This is a genomic window from Burkholderia sp. AcTa6-5, from assembly GCF_017815075.1.
Lineage (GTDB): Bacteria > Pseudomonadota > Gammaproteobacteria > Burkholderiales > Burkholderiaceae > Burkholderia > Burkholderia sola.
This window is the reverse complement of sequence record NZ_JAGIQE010000010.1, coordinates 178273-199133: the sequence shown is the minus strand read 5'-3', so window position 1 is coordinate 199133 and position 20861 is coordinate 178273. Positions and strand designations below refer to the sequence as shown.

Genomic DNA, 20861 nt, shown 5'->3' with positions numbered 1-20861 from the left:
GCGGTTGGGGAACCCCGGCGTGCAGCGATGCGAAGGGGATGAAGTACAGCTATGGGAACCGCAGCCCGGAGCGGCGGGGATGCTCCATCAATCTACGATTGTCGGGACAGGTCGATCAGAACTGGCCGACGCCGGTGGCGCAGGACGACAACAAATCTCCGGAGGCATACAAGCGCATGCGCATGGAGAAGCTTGGGAGAACGGGCGAGGCTACCGAGACAATCACGTCCCTCCAGGTAAAGGTGCTGGCATGGCCGATGCCGCGCGCAACGGACGGAACGAAGGGTGGCCCGAATCAGCATGGGAGCGCCGGGGATCCGATGCTGCCCAGCATGTCGGCACAGTGGGCGACTCCGAATGTGCCGAACGGAGGTCGTTCGGTATCGGCCGAGGTTGTCGCGAATCGGGGCAAGACGGAGAACGGCAAGAGGCAGATTGGGCTGGAGTCGGAGACGCGGCACTGGCCAACCCCGACGGCATGTACCGAGAACAGCATACGTGGATCGGGGCAGGATCCGGAGATTCGCCGTCAGCAGGGGCACGCCGTGAATCTTCAGGACGCGGCGCATGGGATGGCGAGCTCTTTGCGCCAGGCCCCGGTGACGAACGATGGGGGGGCATCATCGCCGGACGTCCAGACCTCGCGCCCGCGGTTGAATCCGGCGTTCGCATGCTGGCTGATGGGATGGCCTGTCTGGTGGACGAATCCCGGAATCACCAGCTCCGTCAAATCGGAAATGGCGTTGTACCGCTCCAAGCTGCGGCAGCGCTTGTCCTCCTTCTTCAACGCGCAGGACTGCGCGTAATCGATCGCAAGGATCAATCGTGAGCGAAAAACAACCTCTCCACCCGGCAACCGAATATCTCGTCGTGCGCGGTATGGCTGCAGTGCGCGACAAGCTCGCGCGAGCCGAACAGAAGTACGGTTATCGCGATGGCTGGCTTTCCCCGAACTGGATGAGCGAATGCAGGGCGAAGATGTACCACCACATCACGAAGGGCGATCCGCTCGACGTGATCGCGTATTGCCTATTCCTGTGGCATCACGGCGCGCCGACATGCCGACTGGGATTCCACGTCGAGCTGCTCGACCAGTTTGACGTCGTCCTCGATCGTCGCGATCTGTTCGACTTCGCGCGCAGTGCCATTGAGCATGCACTGCGCGAGCCGCGGTACGACGGTGTGGGCATTGACTCTGCGTGGTATCTCGATGAATCGACGCGCCGCACGCAGGAACTCGTCGACAAGTTCGCGAACCGCGTCGCGCCGGTCGACGAAATCCATTCACATTCGAAGGGCAATGCGGGTGATGTCGAAGGTCAAGCATCGGTGATCGATCTCGTCAAGGCGCTGTTCATCGAAAATCCAGCCGGCGAACTCGGGCCGTCGGACGAGCCGGAGTCGCAATATCGCGACGGCTATAACGCGGCGCTGGAAGATGTCCTCGCGGCGCTGGAGTCACCGGCCGCTGCGAACCTGGCGCGCGCTGCGCATGCGCATGAATACGTCTGCGTCGGTCACTTTATCAATACGGCACCCAATGATAGACGTGAGTTGCATCCTCACTTCGAGCACGTCGATGCAAAGTACCTGCGTGATGGCGATGTAGTGCCGCTATACGCGAAGCAAGACGAACTTCTGGGGGCATCGGTTGCTGGCAGCAGAGGTGAACATGCAGACCGTTAAGCCCCGCGCCAAATACCTCGTCGGCCCTGGCGGACATGCATGGGAAGTAAGTCATCCCCACATCAAGACCAAGGTATGGACGGATCGTCCGCATGATGGCGCGATTCTGCTGCTGCGCCATCACGTCGTACATCATCAGTGTGCGCCACGGCGCGAAGGTGGCATGCCATGCCCGCGAAGCTGATTTTCCCAAAGCCACAGACGTTCCGGTCGGAGGCATTGCGCCGCGCCGTCGCGTCACTGCCGTGCATGAAATGCGGGCTCGAGAACAAGACGCAGGCAGCCCATGAAAACCAAGGCAAGGGCGGTGCCATCAAGGCATCGGATGCTTGTCTGATGGCGTTGTGCGTGAAGTGCCATTCAGAACTCGACCAAGGCGGCGGCTTGCCGAAGGATGAACGGCGGATGCTCGAGACGGTGCTGGTGAAACAGACACTGGTCGAGCTGATCGAGCGCGGCTTGTTGGTGGTCGCATGAAAATCACGGCCCGCATCCCGGAGCGCACTATCGTGCGCGGCCGTCCTGTCTCAGAATGCGTCGAGCAGACGATGGAATGCGACGTCCTTGAAGTGATACGCAGTCGCATTACCGCTCGCGCGCCGCGTGGCGTAATTCGAGATTCGCGATATACGTACGGGGCGATCGTCCAATTGCCGGAATTCATTCAGTTGGTTCAATCGCCCAGTCGACGGGAAGTGTTCGTCTACGTGTCAAGGCGACTGAATCCGCGCTGGCATCCTCCGACGTTCTCCACACATGACAATAAAGTCAATTTTAGAAATGGATCTTGAGAAATTCGTCTTTTAAGTGCAAGAACTTTTCTTTCGGGGGCGCATGATACCGAAAGAAACATCTCAAACGGGGCGGAAAATGGGGAAGGCGAAACAAGCGGTGTTTGAGACCAGCCGGGCGGCATGTAGATGGGCGCTGCGGTACGCGTACGAGCAATACGCCATGTCACCGGCGGCAAAGCTAGCGGGCGGCGCTGCGATGGGAAGCGGGAAGGGGCTCATCGGTCTGGACGGTGCTGGCCAGGCTGGCATGGTATTGGCAGAGATCGAGGCGCTATCGCGCTTCGAAATGGCATTTGTGGTGGCGATGTGTGCGCAGCGATCGTTCGAGTGTAAATGCGGCGACGAATGCTGTCAGGGATGGCGGCCGAACAAGATGTGGAAAAACGCCATCGAGTTCATCAGTGAATTCGCGTTAGAGCAGACGGATAAGTCTTTCGCCAACTTAACCCTTAGGCGAATGATGATCGAGAAGCATTTCGGCGTGAAACATACGTCCAAAGAGATCGCAGAGGCCGCCGGCGTTAGCGCGAGAACGGTAAATACGAGATGGAGAGAAATTTCCGACGTTTTGCGTGCAGCTGAATACCCAATTTGGGTGCGCTTTGACGCCAAGCTCGAGGAAATCGGCATGACTGGTTGCGATTTTTCTTGACATTGCAGGTTTTATGCGCAAATACTTACTCCCGTCTATACCGTAGGAATGCTGTCTCTACGGGAAGAGTCTCGAAAAGCCCACGTGCGAAAGCCGTGGGCTTTTTCATTTTCGCGCCATGAGTTGCCCCATCCTCCCGTCCATACCGATCCCGCTTTTTGAGGGAGATGTGTACCTGTGTAGAACCCGCAAGGATTGGGATGCGACGATGGGCCACTACCGATGCGATCAGTTCGTCAGCCCGAACGCTGCGGGAATGTGCGTACAAATTCCGCCTACCGCAGACGGTGCGATCTACGTGATCGGCGTATTCGATCGCAGTGTCGCGACATTGGCGCATGAAACGCTGCATGCGGTCGTGTTCATTCTCAAAGAGGCCGGGGTTCCGGTAACGGAAGAGAACGACGAGGTGATGGCATATCTGCTCGCGCATTTGATGCGCGAACTGTTGCCGATTTTCGGCGCTGCAACCCATGCGCGCCATACGCGGGGGTGATTGGCATGTCCGAGATCGATCAATACAAGGCCGCTATCAAGCAGCATGGCAGCATTCGCGCTGCAGCGCGAGCGTTGGGTGTGAATGCGACGCGTATCCGCCGCCGGCTGAAAGGCGTCCCAGAAAGGTCGGAGATGCGTGCTGCGCGCACCGGCGAAATGCTATCCGATAGTGATTCAAATGTGGCTCAGTTGCAGACGGAGTTGCGCACCTTGCGCGCGGCCCTCGCGCAGCGTGCACGCGATGAACTGGACGAGGAGTTCGTCAAGGCGAAGATTTTCAAGCTCTCATCTTCCGTAACCGAACCGCCGGCATGGTTGGTGCCCAAGCAGTTCGCTAAGGGCGCGCCTGGTGTTCCGACGCTTTTCGCATCCGACTGGCATTGGGCGGAAATCGTCGATCCGCGGCAAATTGGCGGTGTGAACGAATACAACTTGGAGATTGCGCACGCCCGCGCGCGGCGCATGGTGCTCACGGCGATCGACCTGCTGAACAATCACATGGTCAACCCGAAATATCCCGGCATCGTGTTTCCGCTGGGCGGGGATATGGTCAGCGGGGACATTCACGAAGAACTCATGGCGACCAACGAGGCTGAGATCATGCCTACCGTGATCGACTTGTTCGGCGTGCTCATATGGTGCATCACGACATTGGCGAATCACTTCGGTCGCGTGTTCGTGCCGTGCGTTTCTGGCAATCATGGGCGAAACACTCACAAGATCCGCGCCAAGGGTCGCAACTATACGTCGTTCGATTGGTTGCTGTATTGCTTCCTGGCGAAGCACTTCGAAGGCGACAAGCGCGTATCTTTCCTGATCCCGAATGGCTCCGACGCGCTATATCGGATCTACGGCCACCGCTATCTGCTGACGCACGGCGATCAGTTCCGTGGCGGCGATGGCATGATCGGCGCACTGGGTCCGATCATACGGGGTGACCACAAGAAGCGCAGTCGGCAGACGCAGATCGGCGAGTCATACGACACGATGCTGTTGGGTCACTGGCATCAGTGGATTCAGTTGCCGCGCCTGATCGTCAATGGTTCGTTGAAGGGGTACGACGAGTATGCGTACGCCAACAACTTCCCGTTTGAGTTGCCGCGTCAGGCGTTGTGGGTGACGCATCCACTCCATGGCATCACGTTCTCGATGCCGGTCAATGTCGATGAACCCAAGCAAAAGATGGAATCGGCATGGGTTTCGTGGAATGCCACTTGACATTGCAGATTGAGTGCGCAAAAATCTGCCTCAATCTATACCGTACCATTGCTGTGCTGAAACCCGCCCGAGTGGCGGGTTTTTGCATTTCTGGTGTCTCCTCCGTCGCGTGAGCGTCGGGTTGCCGACCGTTCGCGCGCATGCGCGGCTAGGTCGGCTTTTTTATTTGTGCGCCCACATGAGCATGAAACAGGATTTCCGCCTCAACGTCACCATCGCATGGTGGTTGAAGCCGTATCTGTTCGTGTTGGCGTTGCTTTGCGTCGTAACCGGCCGCGTGGCTGACCAGGCAAAGCTAGAGGCGACGATCAAGCGCGCGATGCGTGTTACGATCAAATGACCATCAAATATCGAAAGCGCGCATAACTCGTTGATCTCCAAAAACAATTCAAACTCGTATGCGTGCTTGCGCGCTCGATATGAAGGAATGGGTCAAATGACCCGGAGCATCAAACATGGTCGCGCGCTTGTCGACTCTTAAGGCTCGCGTCGGGACGCTGAAGGAATCGCGGGTCTCGACGTTAGAGACTAAGGCCGGCGCGACGCCGCGTATCCGCGGGCGCCGATGGGTTGAGACGCGAAAGCGGATCGCGGTTGAGCAGCAGTTCGTGTGCCGCGGCTGCGGATGTACTTGGCTGCCATGGCGCGATGAGGTAGACCATGAAGTCCCTCTCGAGCAGGGCGGCAGTAACGACGATAGCAATCTTCAGCTGTTATGTGACGACTGCCACAAGCTAAAGACCGCAAATGAGGCGCGCACACGAGCGCGCTGATGCAATTGAGATTGAGTATCGATTCCATCTGTGCGCAGCAGCGGCCCACGCAATAAACGGGAATAATTCTCATTTGTAGGGGTAAGGGGGTCAAATCTCTGCGTGTTGCGGCGCGGGACACCGCGCATCCCCGCTTGCAGAGAAAAAATCCCCTTTTTCAATTTTCAAATTCAAACGAGGCTGAAATCAAATGGCCAGCAAACCCAATGGGCGCGGCGGTTCGCGACCGGGAGCGGGTCGCAAGCCGAAGGCCAAACCGGCCGAAATCAAACCGGAAAAAAATCAAACGCTGGAGGCACCGAAGCGGCGCGGCGGCGCGCGGCCCGGCGCCGGGCGTAAGCCGAAATCGAAGCCGGTGGCTGCGAAATCGCCTGTGAAGGCGGCGGTTACGGTGCGCCTCGAGCCGCAGGCTCACGGCGGTGCCCTGAAGCGATCGAAAGAAGATTCGGTAGAAATTGCCGAGCGCGACATGCTCACGCTCCTGAAGGATGTTGCGCTCGGGAAGGTCAAGGCGAGCAGTCTGCAAGTCCGTGCCGCGATTGCGGCCGTGCAATACACGCACACGAAAAAGGGTGATGGCGGAAAGAAGGATGAAGTCGCTGATGCAGCTAAGCGAGTCGCGAATCGATTTGCGCCGGCAGCACCGCCGCGACTAGTCGCGAATGGCGGGAAGAAGACATGACTATGGAATGGACCACTGCGTGCCCAGATTGGGAGCGCCGGCTGATCGATCGTGAGTCGATTATCCCGGCACCGATCTTTCCGGACCAGGCCGCGCAGGCGCTCGCCATTTTCAAGGAATTGCGTGTCGTCGATCTGCCCGGCAAGCCGACGTTCGGCGAGTGTTGCGAGCAATGGGTCTTCGATTTCGTATCCGCGATTTTTGGCGCCTATGACGCCGAGACGGGGAACCAGTTGATTCGCGAATTCTTTCTGCTCATCAGCAAGAAGAACTCGAAGTCGACGATCGCTGCGGGGATCATGCTCACCGCGGTGATCCTCTGTTGGCGCGAAGAGGAGGAGCACCTGATCATCGCGCCGACAATCGAAGTTGCCGGAAACAGCTTCAAGCCTGCGGCAGGGATGGTGCGTGCCGACGAAGAATTGTCCGCGTTGTTTCATGTGCAGGACCATATCCGCACGATCACGCATCGTGTGAGTCGGGCATCGCTGAAAGTGGTGGCCGCCGATACCGACACCGTATCGGGCAAGAAGTCGGGAAAGATTCTTGTTGATGAGCATTGGGTTTTCGGGAAGCGCTCCAACGCCGCCGCGATGTTCATGGAGGCTACCGGCGGCCAGGTGTCGCGCGATGAAGGTTGGGTGATCTACCTGACGACGCAAAGCGATGACCCGCCGGCCGGCGTCTTCAAGGAGAAATTGCAGTATTACCGCGACGTACGCGACGGAAAGATCATCGACCGCAAGTCGCTCGGCGTGCTGTATGAGTTCCCCGATGAGATGGTCAAGAGCAAGGCATATCTCGACCCGAAATATTGCTACATCACTAACCCGAATCTTGGTCGTTCGGTCAGTGCCGAATGGATTGAGGACAACCTAGCGAAGAACCGCGACAAGACGGACGGATCATTTCAGCAGTTCCTTGCGAAGCATCTGAATATCGAGATCGGGCTGAATTTGCGTTCCGATCGGTGGGCTGGTGCCGATTTTTGGGAGCAGGCGGCCGATCCGGTGCTGACGCTCGAAGAACTCCTTGCAAGATCGGAAGTCGTGACCATCGGTATTGATGGCGGTGGTCTCGATGACCTGCTCGGGTTCAGCGCGTTGGGCCGTGATCGAAAGACGCGCCGATGGCTTGCGTGGAACCACGCATGGGCTCATGAAATTGTGCTGGAGCGGAGGAAGGAGATTGCCCCGCGGCTGCATGATTTCGCGGCTGAGGGGAGCCTCACGATTGTGAAGATGCCGGGTGAAGACGTCGCGCACCTCGCAGACATCGTTTGTCAAGTTCGCGATGCTGGATTGCTTTCAACCGAAAAGGCGATCGGCGTCGATCCCGCCGGAATCGGCGACATCATCGATGAGCTTACTTCTGATCTCCGTGGCATTGAGCCTGAACAAATCATTGGCATTTCTCAGGGGTGGCGCCTCAGCGGCGCGATCAAGACGTGCGAGCGCAAATTGGCTGGCGGTGAGCTGGTGCACGGTGGCTCGACGCTCATGAACTGGTGCGTCAGCAATGCGAGGGTCGAGGACAAGGGGAATGCGATCCTGATCACCAAGGCGGCATCCGGGAAGGCGAAGATCGACCCGCTGATGGCCACATTCAATGCCGTCTCGCTGATGGCGCTCAATCCGGTCTCGATGGTGATCGGCGACGACTACGAACTGATGGCGGTGTGAACGTGAATATCAAAGTCTTCAACCTCTGCCTGTTGTTGGGTTGGCTGATGGTGCTCGCTGGCGGCGTCATTCTGAATGTCGGGTGGGGCATTATCGCGGCCGGCGGCCTCCTCATCGCGCTGACGCTGGTGGCTGCGTATCTCGCTGGCTGGGAACAGCCACCGCGGCCGAAGAAGGCTGACGAGAGCGAGGTGGCCTGATGTTCATCTCGCGCATTCGCGCCGACATCGGTGCGCCGAGCGACAAATCCCCGTGGGGGAATTTCTGGTTCGCGCCGCTCGGCTATCGGTCGACGGCCGGATCGCGTGTCACGGCAACATCCGCGCTTTCGCTGCCCGATGTTCTGGCGTGTGTGCGCGTCTTGGCCGAATCGTTCGCGATCATGCCGTTCGAGCTCTACAAGCCGAAGGCGGGCGGTGGCCGCACGCGCGAGCACAAGCACTGGCTGTATAAGCTGATCGAGAAGGCACCGAATCGCTTTCAGTCGCCGTATGAGTATCGAATGATGCTCGCCGGACATCTCGCGTTGCGCGGGAATGCATTCAGCCAGATCACAGCCAACGGTGCCGGCGAGATTACCGAACTTCTGCCGCTCCATCCGGATCGGATGTCGATCGAGCCGCTGAGCAATGGGTCATATCGCTATCGGTATGTCGACCAGAACGCCCAGATCATCTATTACAGCCGACATGAGATCTGGCATCTGCGCGGCATGAGCGATGACGGCTATATGGGGCTGAGCCTCATCGGTTTGGCACGGGAAGCGTTCGGCGAGGGCTTGTCGATGCAGGACTACTCGACACGCTTCTTTGCAAACGATGCGAAGCCCGGCGGCGGTTGGATCGAGTATCCGGGGACGTTTGGCAGCAAGGAAGTCAAGCAACAATTCCGCGACTCCTGGCAGGAAATGCAGGGCGGCGCGAACCGCGGCAAGGTTGCCGTGCTCGAGCGCGGCATGAAGTTCCATGAACTGGGCATGAACAACAAAGACAGCCAGTTCATCGAGGCGCGCGGCGCGAAGACGACCGAAATCGCGCGCATTTTCCGAGTGCCGCCGCATAAGATCGGCGACCTGAGCAAGGCGACATTCAGCAACATCGAACACCTGTCCATCGAGTTCTGGACCGACACCATGCTTCCGTGGGCGCGGCTCTGGGAATATTCGATGTGCTTCAACTTGCTGGGCCCGGACTCGGATCTCGATCCCGAGTTCGATCACAAGCCCATGATGCGCGGCGATGGCGTCGCACGCGCGGGCCGCATCAGCACGCTCGTCACTGCTGGCGTCATGACGCGTAACGAGGGACGCGGCGAAGAGGGCTATGACCCGCTCGCCGGACTGGACAAACCGCTGATGCCGCTCAACGTGACGACCGTTGATGCGGCCGGCGAGCCGACGGTGACAAAGGGTGCGCCGCCGCCCGCCAAACTTCCTGCGCCGACTCAGGATGATCAGGGCGACAACGATGCCTCCGCGCGCCTGGCGCGGGTTCTTCGTGGAAATGCCGAGCGCCTGGCGCGACGTGTCGTTGCCGGTCAACCGGTGCCGGCTCGGTTGCTCGCCGAGGCGCTCGGGATCTCGGAAGAACTCGCGGCGACATGGAGTCCCGATCCGTCGGATACAGTCGAGCAACTCACCATCGCATTTCTGAGCCTTGGGTCTGGAGATTTCACATGAAAAACGCACATCTGATCGCGTGGGCGCTGTCCCATCCGTGGGCTCTCATGCCGGAGCGTATGGCTGCATATGCTGGCGTTCTCGCATCGCACTATGCAGGATCGTTGCCGCCGGCATCGCAACCTGCTCCTGAAGCGGCTTCGCAATCGTCGGCTCGGCAGTCCAGCCGGGCCGGCAACATCGCCGTGATCAACGTGTTCGGTGCAATGGTCGAATGGCCCGGTGATATCGACGTCTGCGAGGGCGGCGCGAGCGCCAGAGTGGTAGCGCAGCAGCTCACCGATGCGGAGAACGATGAAACCGTCGGGCAAATCCTGATGGTGTTCAACACGCCTGGCGGCAGTGTCTATGGCACCGCGGAGCTCGGCGACGTGATCAATCGCGTGAAGGCATCGAAGCCCGTCATCGGCGTGGCGCAGAGTCTTGCCGCGTCGGCTGGTTACTGGGCACTCTCGCAATGCACGGAGGCGTATTGCACGCCGGGCGGTGAGGTGGGCAGCATCGGAGTCTATTCCGGCTATCAGAACATCGCGAAAGCGATGGAAATGGCTGGCGTCGACATCCAACTGTTCAGCGCCGGCAAGTACAAGACCGAAATGAGCCCATTCAGCGATGGTCTCTCGCCGGAGGCAGTCGCCTATCAGGAGCGGCGCGCACAAGACTATTACGCGATGTTCACGAAGGCGGTCGCGAAGGGCCGCAACGTGCCGATCGATACGGTGCGCAACGGAATGGGCCAGGGTCGCGTTCTCGGTGCCGATGCAGCGCTCGCTGCCGGCATGATTGATGGCGTGATGAACGTCGACCAGGTGATTCGCAAAATGCAGCGCGATGCAAAGGCATCGCGCGCACCGGGCCGCTCCGCGCAGGCAAACCGCAACGAGATCGACCTTCTTTCTATCTAATTTCAAGGCAAGGGCTGGCACGGCCCACCCGCTAGCGAGTCCTTCGGCTCGCGAGCGCGGCCCCTTCGGGCCGTTGTGCGACCCGTAAGCCCGCCATGTGCGGGTTTTTAATTTCAACCGCCTCCGGGCGGTTTTTGCATTTCTGGAGAACTGAAATGTCCGTCAAACTCCGCGCACTTCAGGCGAAGAAGACCGAACAGGTCGCTGCCGCCCGCAAGTTCAACGATGAAACCGATGCCAAGGCTCAGGCCGAAAGCCGCGGTTGGACCGATGAAGAAACGGCCCAGTATCATGCGATGCGAGAAGGCATCGTCGCAACGCAGGCATCGATCGACCGCGAGCAGGCTCTGATCACCGAAGAAGCTGGCCTGCGTGCCATCGCTCCGATGACCGGTGGTGCATCCGGCGCGAATGCGGCGCCGTCGGGCGTCGTCGTTCCGAGCGGTGCGAGTATCTCGGTCGAAGACAACGTGATGCGCGATCCGCGCCGCGGCTTCCAGAGCTTCGGCGACTTCTCGCGCGCCGTTCGCGGTGCCGCGATGGCATCGCTCACTGGCGCGCCGCTCGACCGTCGCCTCGGCATCATGGCCGCAGCCCCGACGACGTTCAACAACGAGAGCAATGGCGCAGACGGTGGTTTCGCCGTGCCGCCGGAATTCTCGCAAGAGATCTGGCGTCTCTCGATCGAGGATGGCTCGCTCGTGCCGATGACGCTGAACACCGAGACGTCGAGCAACAGCATGGTCTTCCCGAAAGACGAAACGACGCCGTGGGGTTCGGGCATCCAGGCGTACTGGAAGGGCGAAGGTTCGGCGACCGCGCAATCGAAAATGCAACTCGGCACCGAGATGCTGCGCCTGAAGGAGCTGATGGTTTTGGTTCCGGTGACGAACGAGCTGCTCGAGGACGCGCCGGCGTTGGGCTCGTACCTGACGCCGCTGGCGAGCGATCGCATCCAGTGGAAAACGAACGAAGCGATCCTGTACGGCACGGGCGGCGCGCAACCGCAGGGCTGCATGAACAGCAATGCACTCGTCGTCGTTGCCAAGGAGGGGAGTCAATCGTCGGGCACGATTCTGCAGCCGAATATCTCGAAGATGCGCAGCCGTCTCCTGACCGGGCAGCTCAAGAACGCGATCTGGATCGGCAACCCGGACATCCTTCCCGCGCTCGAAAGCCTGGTTGTCGGGCAGATCCCGATCTTCCTGCCGCCCGGTACCGGTCTGCGTGACGGCGGATATGACGGCACGCTGAACGGTCGGCCGCTGATCCTGACGGAGCATGCTGCGGCACTCAGCTCGCAGTCCGACCTTTCGTTGATCTCGCTGAAGGGTTACCGCACGATCACGAAGGCTGGCGGCCTCGAGACCGCGACGTCGATGCATCTGTACTTCGACGCGAATGCGACGGCGTTCCGGTTCATCTTCCGAATCGACGGTCAGCCGGTGATGCAGGCGCCGGTGACGCCGCCGACCGGCAAGAGCACCAACACCCGCAGCTACTTCGTCACGCTCGGCGCGCGCTGATCGTCGGCGGATGTGAGATGGGCGGCGCGAGCCGCCTGTCCATCAATCGATTTTCTATCGGAGCTTTCTCATGAACGGGAACATCAAATACACCGAGGGCGTTTCGGTGCTCGCCACCATCGATCCGATCAGCCAGGCGGCTGGCACGGTAACGACCGGCTGGGTCTCGGTCGCCAACTTCCATCGCATCTGCGCCGAGATCCAGACGGGCATCATGGGCGCGAGCGCCACGCTGGACGCAAAGGTTCAGCAAGCGCAGGACTCGAGCGGTACGGGCGCCAAGGACGTGCCGAACAAGGCGATCACGCAAATCGTCAAAGCGACCGGAGACGGCAAGCAGGCGTATATCGAGGTGCTCGCCGATACCGATCTCGACGGTACGAACGGCTTCGCCTACGTGCGCCTTTCGATGACGGTCGGCACGGCCGCGTCGCTGATCGCCGGGAAGTTGCTGGGCGTGGCCCCGCGCTTCATGCCGGCATCGGCGTTCAACCAGGCTGGCGTCGTGCAGGTCGTCTAAATCGGCAGTCGTATGCGGCCCGCGCGCAATTGCGAGCGGGCCGCCTCTTTGTGAGCCGCTATGCTTGTTCAAACCGTTCCGCCCGCTATCGAGCCGATCACGCTCGCGGCCGCGAAGTTGCATCTTCGCGTCGATATCAGCGATGACGATTCGTTGATCACCGCGCTGATTGCGGCGGCGCGTCAGTTCGCGGAGTCGCTCACCGGGCGCAGCTTTGTCACGCAGACGTGGCAACTGACGCTCGATTATTTCCCGATCTGCATTGCGCTCGAGCGCGGTGTCGTGCAGAAAATCAATTCGATTACGTATCGCGACATGTCCGGAACGATCCAGTCTGTCGCATTCGATATGCCATCGAGTGGAATTCAGCGGTCGACTGATGGCAACATCGTCGCCGACCTGACCGCACTTCCGGCGCGCATCGCGCCGGCGTTCGGCCGTATCTGGCCGATTCCGATGCCTGAGATCGGTGCCGTGACCGTCAATTACACGGCCGGATACGGCGACGATACGGCCGTACCTGAAGGGATCAAGCGGTGGATGCTGCTGCGCATCGGTTCGCTGTATGCGTTCCGGGAGGAAATCGTCGCTGAGCGATCGATCAAGGTCGATCCGATGCCGTTCTTCGATCTGCTGCTCGACCCGTACCGCGTCGCTACCGCATAAGCGCAAAAAGAGAGGCGGAAAATGCCGGGCGTCAATAGCTATCTGGTCCCTGCGGGCCGGCTTCGTCATGTGCTGAGTTTTCAGCAGAAGTCGCAAGCGCAGGATGCACTGCTTCAGCCGCAAAACGTATGGACTGAGGTCTTCAAATGCCGCGGAGAGGTGTCTCCCATTTCTGGTTACGAAAAGCGTCTGGCTCAGGGCGCGCAATCCGAGGTGACGCACATGATCAGCGTGCGTTACCGGCCCGAACTCCAGGTACCGAAGAACGTCGCAGCCATGCGCGTGGTGTTCGGCACCCGCATTTTTGATTTGACCGACTCGATGAACCAGGACGAGCGGAATTGCCTGGTGATGATTCAGGCGCGTGAGGGTATCAACAATGGCTAACTCGGCAGAGGCGATTGCGGTTGCCGCGATCAAGCCGCTGGTCGATAACGGAGACGGCACGTTCCGCATGTATCCGGACGAGGCTCCGGTCGGCGCACTGAAACCGTATGTCGTTTATCAGAGCGTTGGCGGCAAGTCCGCAAGCTATCTGAGCGAGACCGTTTCGGCGCAGCAGAATTGCCGACTTCAGGTCGCAGTTTGGGCTGATGACCGAATTGCAGCGAACGCCTTGATGAGGTCGATCATCGCAGCTTTGTGTGTGCCGCCCATCAACGCTACAAGCATGGGCGCGCCGGCGAGCGAGCGCGATTTCGATACGAAGCTGTACGGTTCACGCGTCGATTTTTCGATCTGGTTCACCCCCTAATTCCCTACATCGCTCATACGCGCATCGCGTTTTTCCACCGGCCCGCCCTGAGCGGGCTTTTTCTTTTGTGAGGCAGAAATGACTTCGACCGCAATCTCCGCTCAGGGAACCACCTTCTCGGTTTCCGGTTCCGCTGGCACCGCAAAGACCATCACGGGTCTGGCTCTCGGCAACCCGACCATCGTCACTTCGGCCGCGCATGGCTTTGCAAACGGCGACATCGTCACGTTTGCCAGCTTGGGCGGCAATACGACGCTCAACGGTCAGACGGCTGTCGTCAAGAACGTGACGACCAACACATTCGCGGTCGACATCGACACGACCGGGGGCTCCGCATACACCAGCGGCGGCACCGCGACGCCGACGACGTGGACGCCGATCGCCAACATCACCAGCTTCAAGGGGTTCGACGGCCAGGCGAACGAAATCGACAAGACGAATCTGTCGAGCACGGCCAAGGAATTCATGCTCGGCCTGCAGGATTTCGGCCACTTCTCGTTCGACGTCGACAAGGATTTCACCGATCCGGGCCAGGTCGCCTGCGACCAGGCGAAACAGAACGGCACGCTGAAGCAATTCAAGTTGCTCGCACCGAATGGCAAGTCGGCCACCTTCAGCGGCTACGTGAAAAACACGCCGCTCGACGGTGGGGTCGATCAGCTCATGAAGGTGCCGGGCATTTCGATCCGCATCAGCGGCACCGTGACGTACGCGTAATCGCCGCGATTCATCAACGCACCTATCAAGGAACAGGACAGCTGAAATGCCGACCCTCTCGAAAGAAACGAAGCACGACATCCTCGACAGCACGCGCCTCAAGACGGAGCGCGTGCCGGTCCCGGAATTCGGCGAAGACATGTTTGTGATCGTGTCGGAGATGTCCGGCCTCGCTCGCGATTCGTTCATCAGCAACCAGGACCAGCGGCTCAAGGCGCCGGTGAGCGAGCAGCAAGCAGCACTCCTGTTGCTGACCGTCGTCGACGAGGCCGGCGAGCTTGTGTTGAGCGATGGCGACATCCCGGCACTTCGCGCGCAAAGCTTCTCCGCGCTCGACCGGATCGCCGACGCCGCAATGCGACTCAACGGTATGCAGTCGAAAGCCGTGGAGGAGGCTGCAAAAAACTCCGACGCCGCCCCGAGCGGCGATTCTGGCTCCGGCTCAGCATCGACCTCGGCATCCCAGTAAGGGAGCTACAGCAGCGCATCACGAGCGCGGAGTTCGTCGAATACATGGCCTCGTACCAGATTGACCAGCGCGGGGGCCATTACGACGATCTTCGCGCCGGCGCTATCGCGTCGATGATCGCTAACGTCAATCGGAACACGAAGTTGCGGCGCGATCCATTCGAAACGCTCGATTTCATTCCATGGAATGAGGTTCATGAGGCGGCGAACGAGCCGGATGTTCCGATCTTGCTGGAAGACCCCAACGCGCAGGCCGAGCTGTTGTTTTCGACGATGTTTCCGAACCGAAATGGCTAAGAATTTTTACATCGTCAATCCGGATGCGCTGACCTCGCAACTGCGCGCGCTGAGCAACGTGGCCAGCGAGTCGACTTTGCGGCAGGCGGCCGTCGCTGGCGCGCGCGTGATTTTCGACGAGGTGAAGTTGCGCGCGCCGGTTGGCGTGCGCGGCTGGGAGACGACATCGCAGAAGCGGTATCCGGGGATGCTTCGCGACAGCATGCTCATCGCCTATGACCGTGAGAAATCGGTCGAAGGAAAAATCGCGTCGTACATCGTCACATGGAGCAAAGACGCGTTCTATGGACGGTTTGTCGAATACGGGACGGCAAAGATGGCGGCTGAACCGTTCCTCCGTCCATCGTTTGATGCGAAGCAGCGGCAAGTTGCGCAAGCCATTGATGAAGTGATTGATCGCAAGGTCAAGGAAGCCACCCCATGAGCAACGAAAGCGTTACACGCGTCACAGTCGACGCATCCGGCTATACGGCCGGACTCGACCGAGCGAAGCGCAGCGCCGAATCGTTTGCCGCATCTCAGGAGGCGGTTTCGAAGCGCATGAAGGCCGCGCAAGAGGCGATCACGGAGGCTGCGACCAACGGCAGCAAGGCGTCTGCCAGTGCGATCAACTCGTTCGTGCAGTCGACGATGCGTATGGCCGATACCGTCGGCAAGACGCGAAGCCAACTGCTTGAGATGAAGGCCGCGCAGCTCGGCGTGAGCGATTCCATGGCGAGCTATATCGCCCAGGTGAAGGCGGCAGAGAACGCGCATCACGGTCTCAACTTTGCGACCGCCGGCGCGCGGCGCGAGATGCTCGTTCTCGCGCATGAAGCATCGCAAGGCAACTGGAAGCGGTTCGCCGGCTCGCTGATGGTTCTCGGCGAGAGAACCGATGCGATGTCGCTCATCATGAACAAGGGCACGCTGTCTGTCGGCGCACTCGTGGGCGTGGTGACGATGGCGATCCATACCACCTATGAGGCCGCCAAGGCCATGGGCGAGTATGGCGATGAGGTTGAAAAGGTCGCTCGTCGGACTGGCATGTCCACGGATTCTATCCAGCAATGGATGTTCGCCGCGAAGGCAACCGGGATCGATGCCAAGGAGACCGTCAAGTCGATCAGCGATCTCGGTGAGGCGCAGAACAAAGCAGTTCACGGCAACAAGGATGCGGCCGCCGCCTTCGCAGCGATCGGCATTTCTCTGGCTGACCTGAAGAAGAGCAGCCCGAGTGATCTGCTTCCGCGGGTCGCTGAGGCGTTCCATCAATCTGCAGATGGTGCCGCGAAGGCTGCCATCGCGAACGAGATTTTCGGCGCATCGGGCGAGAACCTGATCCCGTTGCTGGATCGCGGGGCAGAGGGGTTGCACGAGCTGGGGACGGCCGCGCGCGATGCCGGTGCCATCATCGGAAACGATACGGTCAGGCAGATGGCGGCATTCAAGGAGCACATGGAGCTCGCGCACGCCAAGATGGACGCCATGTCGATGAGCGCCAAGACGGTGCTCTTGCCTACCATCATGAATCTCACGATGGCATTGTCGGAAAACGCTTCGTTGAAGCCGATGCTGGTCGATTTCTATACCGGAGTCGCGGACGTCGTGAAAGGCGCCGCGTCCGTGATTTCGACGTTTGTCGTGGGAGCACAGCAGGCCGGCGCGGCTCTCTCCACGGTCGTGACGATCGCAAATCGCGCCGGCGCTGGCGATTTCTCCGGCATGATCGACGCGGCGAAGGCTGGGTATCGAGATATCAAGTCTCAAGGTGAGAACTACGCGAAGTTCATCAAGCAGCTCTGGTCCGATACGGCTCCGCCTACGCCGAATGTCGGTCCCGTCGGCGCGAATCAACTCAACTTCGCGAAGGGGGGCAGCCATGCGCCGAAGGCGTTCCATGAAGATGCCGCAACCCGCTTCATCCAACAGCTTCGAGATCAGGATGCTGCGACGCGCGCGGCGCTTTCGACGAATGAAAAGCTGACGGAGGCAGAGAAGCAGCAGGCCGAATTCCTCCAGAAGATCTCCGATCTGAAAGAGCGCAAGATCCTCACGGCCGACGAGAAAAGCCTCCTTGCGGCGCAGGACCGCATCAAGGCTCAGTTCGCCATCAATATCGAGCACGAGCGAGAACTCAAACTCAAGCAGGACATCGAGAAGCTCGACGAACGCGCTTCTCAAGTACGCGCCCAGATCGGCAACTATCAGCGCAGTCAGAACGAACAACATCAGCGCCAGCTCGATGCGTTCGGCATGGGCAATGAAGCGATGCAACGCGCTCAGGCCATCAAATCTATCTATTCGGAATACGAGCGCCTTCAATGGCAGCTTGAGAAGGAGACGCCGAAGAGCGCGCGCGGGACGCAGCAATATCTTGCGGCGCAGGCCGAAATTAAGGCCGGGTTGAATCAATCGCTGCAGGATTTCGACGATTACTACGCGGCGCTGAAGGCCAAGCAGGACGATTGGACGAATGGCGCAGCCGCAGCGTTTGCTAACTATGTCGATTCCGCGCACAACGCCGCTGCTCAGGCGCAGGAAGCGGTAACGCGAACGATCAAAGGCATGGAAGACGCGATGGTCGAGTTCGTTACGACTGGGCGCGTGAGTTTCACCAAGCTGGCGGATGGGATCCTCGCTGATCTCACGCGGATGGCAACGCGCGGACTCATGTCGAAGGCATTCGAGAATGCATCTTCGTTCGGCGGCCAAATAGCTGGCGGTATTTTCGCATCGCATCCTGATGTGGCAGCCAAGACGGCGAACTTGCTGCCAGGAGACCCGCTGGAAAGTCTGATGAAGCTCACGAAGGGCTTCGGGACGACGGGCGCGCAAATTTTGCCGAAGGCGATCGGTTCGATGGGGGCGGCCACGCAGAATACCGCCGCCCTCAACGCCGCTAATGCAACCGTCGCGACCATGACGGTCGGGACGCTGATCGGCGGATTCGGTACCGGCTCCAGTGGCGGTATCGGTGGTTTGGGCGGTTTGCTTGGTGGACTCGGACAGGGTGACATGGCTGGGGCATTTGGTTTTACGGCGACCGGTGTTACTGGATCGGCGGATGCGGTTATGGCCGGCGCGATGTCGGACTCGAGTGTGAGCGGGATGTCGGCTCTATTCGGCCTCGGCGGCGCACTGGCGGGTGGCGGATCTGCAGATGGCGGGACTCCGTATCTGGTTGGGGAAAAGGGTCCGGAAATATTCGTCCCCAAGCAGTCTGGGCGTGTGGTCCCGAATCACGAGTTGCGTGCCGGAGGAACTGATGCGTCCCGCGCAGGAAATGTCTCGAACTCGGTGATGAACATCAACGTCAACGTACCGGCCGGCACGACGCGCGCAACAGCACAGCAGCAGGGCCGCGCGATTATGGAAAGTGCGTCGATCGCGCAACGGAGGAATGGGTAATGGCAACGTTCCTTGAATCCCCGCGCTTTCCGGACAGCATTTCATTTGGCGCAGTCGTGGGGCCGACGTATTCGACGGTGATCAATTCGATATTTTCCGGGCGCGAGAATCGCATCGTCGCGTGGAGTCAATCGAAGATCAATTTCGAGGTCGGCATGAGGGCCCTCAAAGCGGCCGACACGGCGGCGATCGACGCGTTCTTTCGAGTTGTGAAAGGACGCGGTTATGGATTTCGTATCAAGGACTGGACAGACTTCACGGATGGGGGCGCCGGCGTCCTCATCGCGCAATCAAGCCCAGGTTCGTATCAGATGGGCAAGCTGTATTCGCAGGGGGCATTTACTGAAACGCGTCTGATATCGAAGCCAGTGGCTGGCACTGTCTCGGTTATTTTAAACGGCACGACACTGACAACTGGCGTGACCGTTGATACCACTACTGGGCTCGTCACTCTGTCGGCATCCGCATCGTCGGCCGTAACGGCTATCGCGGTTGGATTTCCGACGGTAGTAACACTCAACGCTGCGCTTCCAGGTCTAAGCGCCGGCGGACTTCTTACCTTAACGGGATTGGGTGGTGCCGATGCGGGCCTGCTAAATGGGAAGCAGTCGACCATCAATTCCATTTCAGGATCGCAATATTCCCTGACCGTCAATACGAGCGGTAAAACGATCACCGTCGGCTCTGGCGTCGGTCTGAAGTACCCGCAGCCGAGCGACACTTTGTCATGGGTCGGTCAGTTCGATGTTCCGGTGCGCTTTGACGTTGATGAAATGAAGAAGCAGATCGTCGACAGAAACGGAACGAACGGCGATCTCGTGGTCGAGTGGGGCTCCATTCCGATCGTGGAGATCCGTGTATGAGGTCTATCTCGACGGCGATGGCCACATGGCTCGCGAGCGATGTGCTGACATGGGCAACCTGTGTGCAGATCACTCGTTCAGATGGATCGGTGTGGGGATTTACCGACCACGACGTAGACATCGTCTATGGCGGTCTTACCTATAGCGCATTCAACGGATTTTCAGGGTCGGCGATCGAATATGGTGCCAGCCTTTCAACCTCCAATCTCGAAATTGATGGCCTTCTGTTTTCTGCCGGTGGCGCGTTCGCGCTTTCGGATATCGAAGGCGGCGTGTGGAGCAATGCAGCGGTCCTCATTTTCGGCGTGAACTACGCAGATTTGACGATGGGCCAGATCAACCTGGTGAACGGGAATCTCGGCAATTTCACGCTGCTGAACGGATCGTGGAAGGTTGAGTTGCGCGGTGTCTCCCAGACGTTTCAGCAGGCAAAGGGCGATCAGTTCTCGCCCATGTGCCGCGCACGTCTCGGCGACGCGAAATGCACTATCAATCTCGCTCCGCTTACTGCATCTGGTTCCGTGACGTCTGTCGTGAATCAGCTGCAATGGGGCGACACATCGCTGACCCAGACCGGTCCTATCTCGACCTTCGTGGATTCGATCGGTCACCGCGTGCCGACGACCGGCCCATACACGGTGCAGGTCGTCTCGCCATCGGGATCGTTCCAAGCGGATGCCGGCGTGGTCGGCGCAGATGGCAATCCGTTGACGCTGGTCGGCGGATCGCCCGGCGCTGGTCAGTATTCGGTGTCCGGGACCGGTCTCTACACGTTCAACATTGCGCAGGCCGGTTGGTTCGTGAAGATCAACTTCACGTATGCAGTCGGCTATTTCGCGTATGGGAATGTCACATGGACCAGCGGCGCAAACATCGGCCTTAGTGGCCCAGTGAAGACATCTGCCGTAGGCTCTGTGACGTTGGGTATGCCGATGCCGAATCCGATTCAGGTCGGCGATACGTACACGATTGTCGCGGGATGCGATAAGCAATTTGGTACGTGTCGCGACCGTTACAACAACGTCGTGCACTTCCGCGGTGAGCCGTATGTGCCCGGTCCCGACACGATCCTTCGAGCGCAGGGGAGTTGAG

General features: G+C 59.6%; 25 protein-coding genes. All 25 read left to right on the top strand.

Annotated elements, in window-relative coordinates; genetic code table 11:
• Positions 1–38 precede the first annotated feature (38 nt).
• The 25 genes from J8I33_RS34490 to J8I33_RS15915 all read left to right on the top strand — a co-directional run bounded on the left by J8I33_RS34490 (position 39) and on the right by J8I33_RS15915 (position 20860).
• The gene (locus J8I33_RS34490; protein ID WP_245172117.1) at positions 39–806 is read left to right on the top strand and encodes a hypothetical protein; all 768 of its coding nucleotides are present in this window, start codon (positions 39–41) and stop codon (positions 804–806) included.
• Between the two features lie 19 nt (positions 807–825).
• Positions 826–1686, top strand: coding sequence for a hypothetical protein (locus J8I33_RS16030; RefSeq protein ID WP_209937931.1), 861 nt, complete (start codon positions 826–828; stop codon positions 1684–1686).
• A 168-nt stretch (positions 1687–1854) separates the two neighbouring features.
• Entirely contained in the window at positions 1855–2163 is a 309-nt protein-coding gene (locus tag J8I33_RS16025) for a hypothetical protein (RefSeq protein ID WP_209937923.1), read from the top strand.
• A gap of 330 nt (positions 2164–2493) precedes the next feature.
• Positions 2494–3132 (top strand): hypothetical protein, encoded by a 639-nt coding sequence (locus J8I33_RS16020; protein ID WP_209937915.1) that lies wholly within the window; start codon positions 2494–2496, stop codon positions 3130–3132.
• Between the two features lie 208 nt (positions 3133–3340).
• Complete coding sequence (locus J8I33_RS16015; RefSeq protein WP_209937909.1) at positions 3341–3628, top strand: hypothetical protein; 288 nt, start codon at positions 3341–3343, stop codon at positions 3626–3628.
• Between the two features lie 5 nt (positions 3629–3633).
• A complete protein-coding gene (locus J8I33_RS16010) occupies positions 3634–4848 on the top strand; it encodes a hypothetical protein (protein WP_209937906.1) in 1215 nt (404 codons plus the stop codon).
• A gap of 178 nt (positions 4849–5026) precedes the next feature.
• Positions 5027–5188, top strand: coding sequence for a hypothetical protein (locus tag J8I33_RS16005; protein WP_209937905.1), 162 nt, complete (start codon positions 5027–5029; stop codon positions 5186–5188).
• Positions 5189–5303: 115 nt separating this feature from the next.
• A complete protein-coding gene (locus J8I33_RS16000; protein ID WP_209937897.1) occupies positions 5304–5621 on the top strand; it encodes an HNH endonuclease signature motif containing protein in 318 nt (105 codons plus the stop codon).
• A gap of 190 nt (positions 5622–5811) precedes the next feature.
• Positions 5812–6303: a hypothetical protein gene (locus tag J8I33_RS15995; RefSeq protein WP_209937889.1), complete on the top strand. Its 492-nt coding sequence runs from the start codon at positions 5812–5814 to the stop codon at positions 6301–6303.
• Positions 6304–6305: 2 nt separating this feature from the next.
• A complete protein-coding gene (locus J8I33_RS15990; RefSeq protein WP_209937883.1) occupies positions 6306–7985 on the top strand; it encodes a terminase large subunit in 1680 nt (559 codons plus the stop codon).
• Positions 7986–7987: 2 nt separating this feature from the next.
• Entirely contained in the window at positions 7988–8185 is a 198-nt protein-coding gene (locus J8I33_RS15985; RefSeq protein WP_209937875.1) for a hypothetical protein, read from the top strand.
• Complete coding sequence (locus J8I33_RS15980; RefSeq protein WP_209937867.1) at positions 8185–9663, top strand: phage portal protein; 1479 nt, start codon at positions 8185–8187, stop codon at positions 9661–9663. Before J8I33_RS15985 ends, J8I33_RS15980 begins: the two co-directional genes overlap by 1 nt.
• Positions 9660–10568, top strand: coding sequence for a S49 family peptidase (locus J8I33_RS15975; RefSeq protein WP_209937859.1), 909 nt, complete (start codon positions 9660–9662; stop codon positions 10566–10568). Before J8I33_RS15980 ends, J8I33_RS15975 begins: the two co-directional genes overlap by 4 nt.
• Before the next feature lie 155 nt (positions 10569–10723).
• Positions 10724–12094, top strand: a complete 1371-nt coding sequence (locus J8I33_RS15970; protein ID WP_209937851.1) for a phage major capsid protein — start codon at positions 10724–10726, stop codon at positions 12092–12094.
• A gap of 70 nt (positions 12095–12164) precedes the next feature.
• Entirely contained in the window at positions 12165–12614 is a 450-nt protein-coding gene (locus J8I33_RS15965) for a hypothetical protein (protein WP_209937844.1), read from the top strand.
• 60 nt (positions 12615–12674) lie between these two features.
• Complete coding sequence (locus J8I33_RS15960) at positions 12675–13280, top strand: head-tail connector protein (protein WP_209937837.1); 606 nt, start codon at positions 12675–12677, stop codon at positions 13278–13280.
• Positions 13281–13301: 21 nt separating this feature from the next.
• Positions 13302–13667, top strand: a complete 366-nt coding sequence (locus tag J8I33_RS15955; protein WP_209937829.1) for a phage head closure protein — start codon at positions 13302–13304, stop codon at positions 13665–13667.
• Complete coding sequence (locus J8I33_RS15950; RefSeq protein ID WP_209937821.1) at positions 13660–14034, top strand: DUF3168 domain-containing protein; 375 nt, start codon at positions 13660–13662, stop codon at positions 14032–14034. Before J8I33_RS15955 ends, J8I33_RS15950 begins: the two co-directional genes overlap by 8 nt.
• 78 nt (positions 14035–14112) lie before the next feature.
• Entirely contained in the window at positions 14113–14751 is a 639-nt protein-coding gene (locus tag J8I33_RS15945) for a phage tail tube protein (RefSeq protein ID WP_053524117.1), read from the top strand.
• Between the two features lie 46 nt (positions 14752–14797).
• Positions 14798–15220 (top strand): hypothetical protein, encoded by a 423-nt coding sequence (locus J8I33_RS15940; RefSeq protein ID WP_209937813.1) that lies wholly within the window; start codon positions 14798–14800, stop codon positions 15218–15220.
• Between the two features lie 44 nt (positions 15221–15264).
• Entirely contained in the window at positions 15265–15516 is a 252-nt protein-coding gene (locus J8I33_RS15935) for a hypothetical protein (RefSeq protein WP_209937806.1), read from the top strand.
• Entirely contained in the window at positions 15509–15940 is a 432-nt protein-coding gene (locus J8I33_RS15930) for an HK97-gp10 family putative phage morphogenesis protein (protein WP_209937798.1), read from the top strand. The genes J8I33_RS15935 and J8I33_RS15930 overlap by 8 nt, the downstream gene beginning before the upstream one ends.
• Positions 15937–18906 (top strand): phage tail tape measure protein, encoded by a 2970-nt coding sequence (locus tag J8I33_RS15925; RefSeq protein ID WP_209937790.1) that lies wholly within the window; start codon positions 15937–15939, stop codon positions 18904–18906. The genes J8I33_RS15930 and J8I33_RS15925 overlap by 4 nt, the downstream gene beginning before the upstream one ends.
• Positions 18906–19769, top strand: a complete 864-nt coding sequence (locus tag J8I33_RS34485; RefSeq protein ID WP_245172074.1) for a DUF2460 domain-containing protein — start codon at positions 18906–18908, stop codon at positions 19767–19769. The genes J8I33_RS15925 and J8I33_RS34485 overlap by 1 nt, the downstream gene beginning before the upstream one ends.
• A complete protein-coding gene (locus J8I33_RS15915; protein ID WP_209937783.1) occupies positions 19766–20860 on the top strand; it encodes a DUF2163 domain-containing protein in 1095 nt (364 codons plus the stop codon). Before J8I33_RS34485 ends, J8I33_RS15915 begins: the two co-directional genes overlap by 4 nt.
• Position 20861 lies beyond the last annotated feature (1 nt).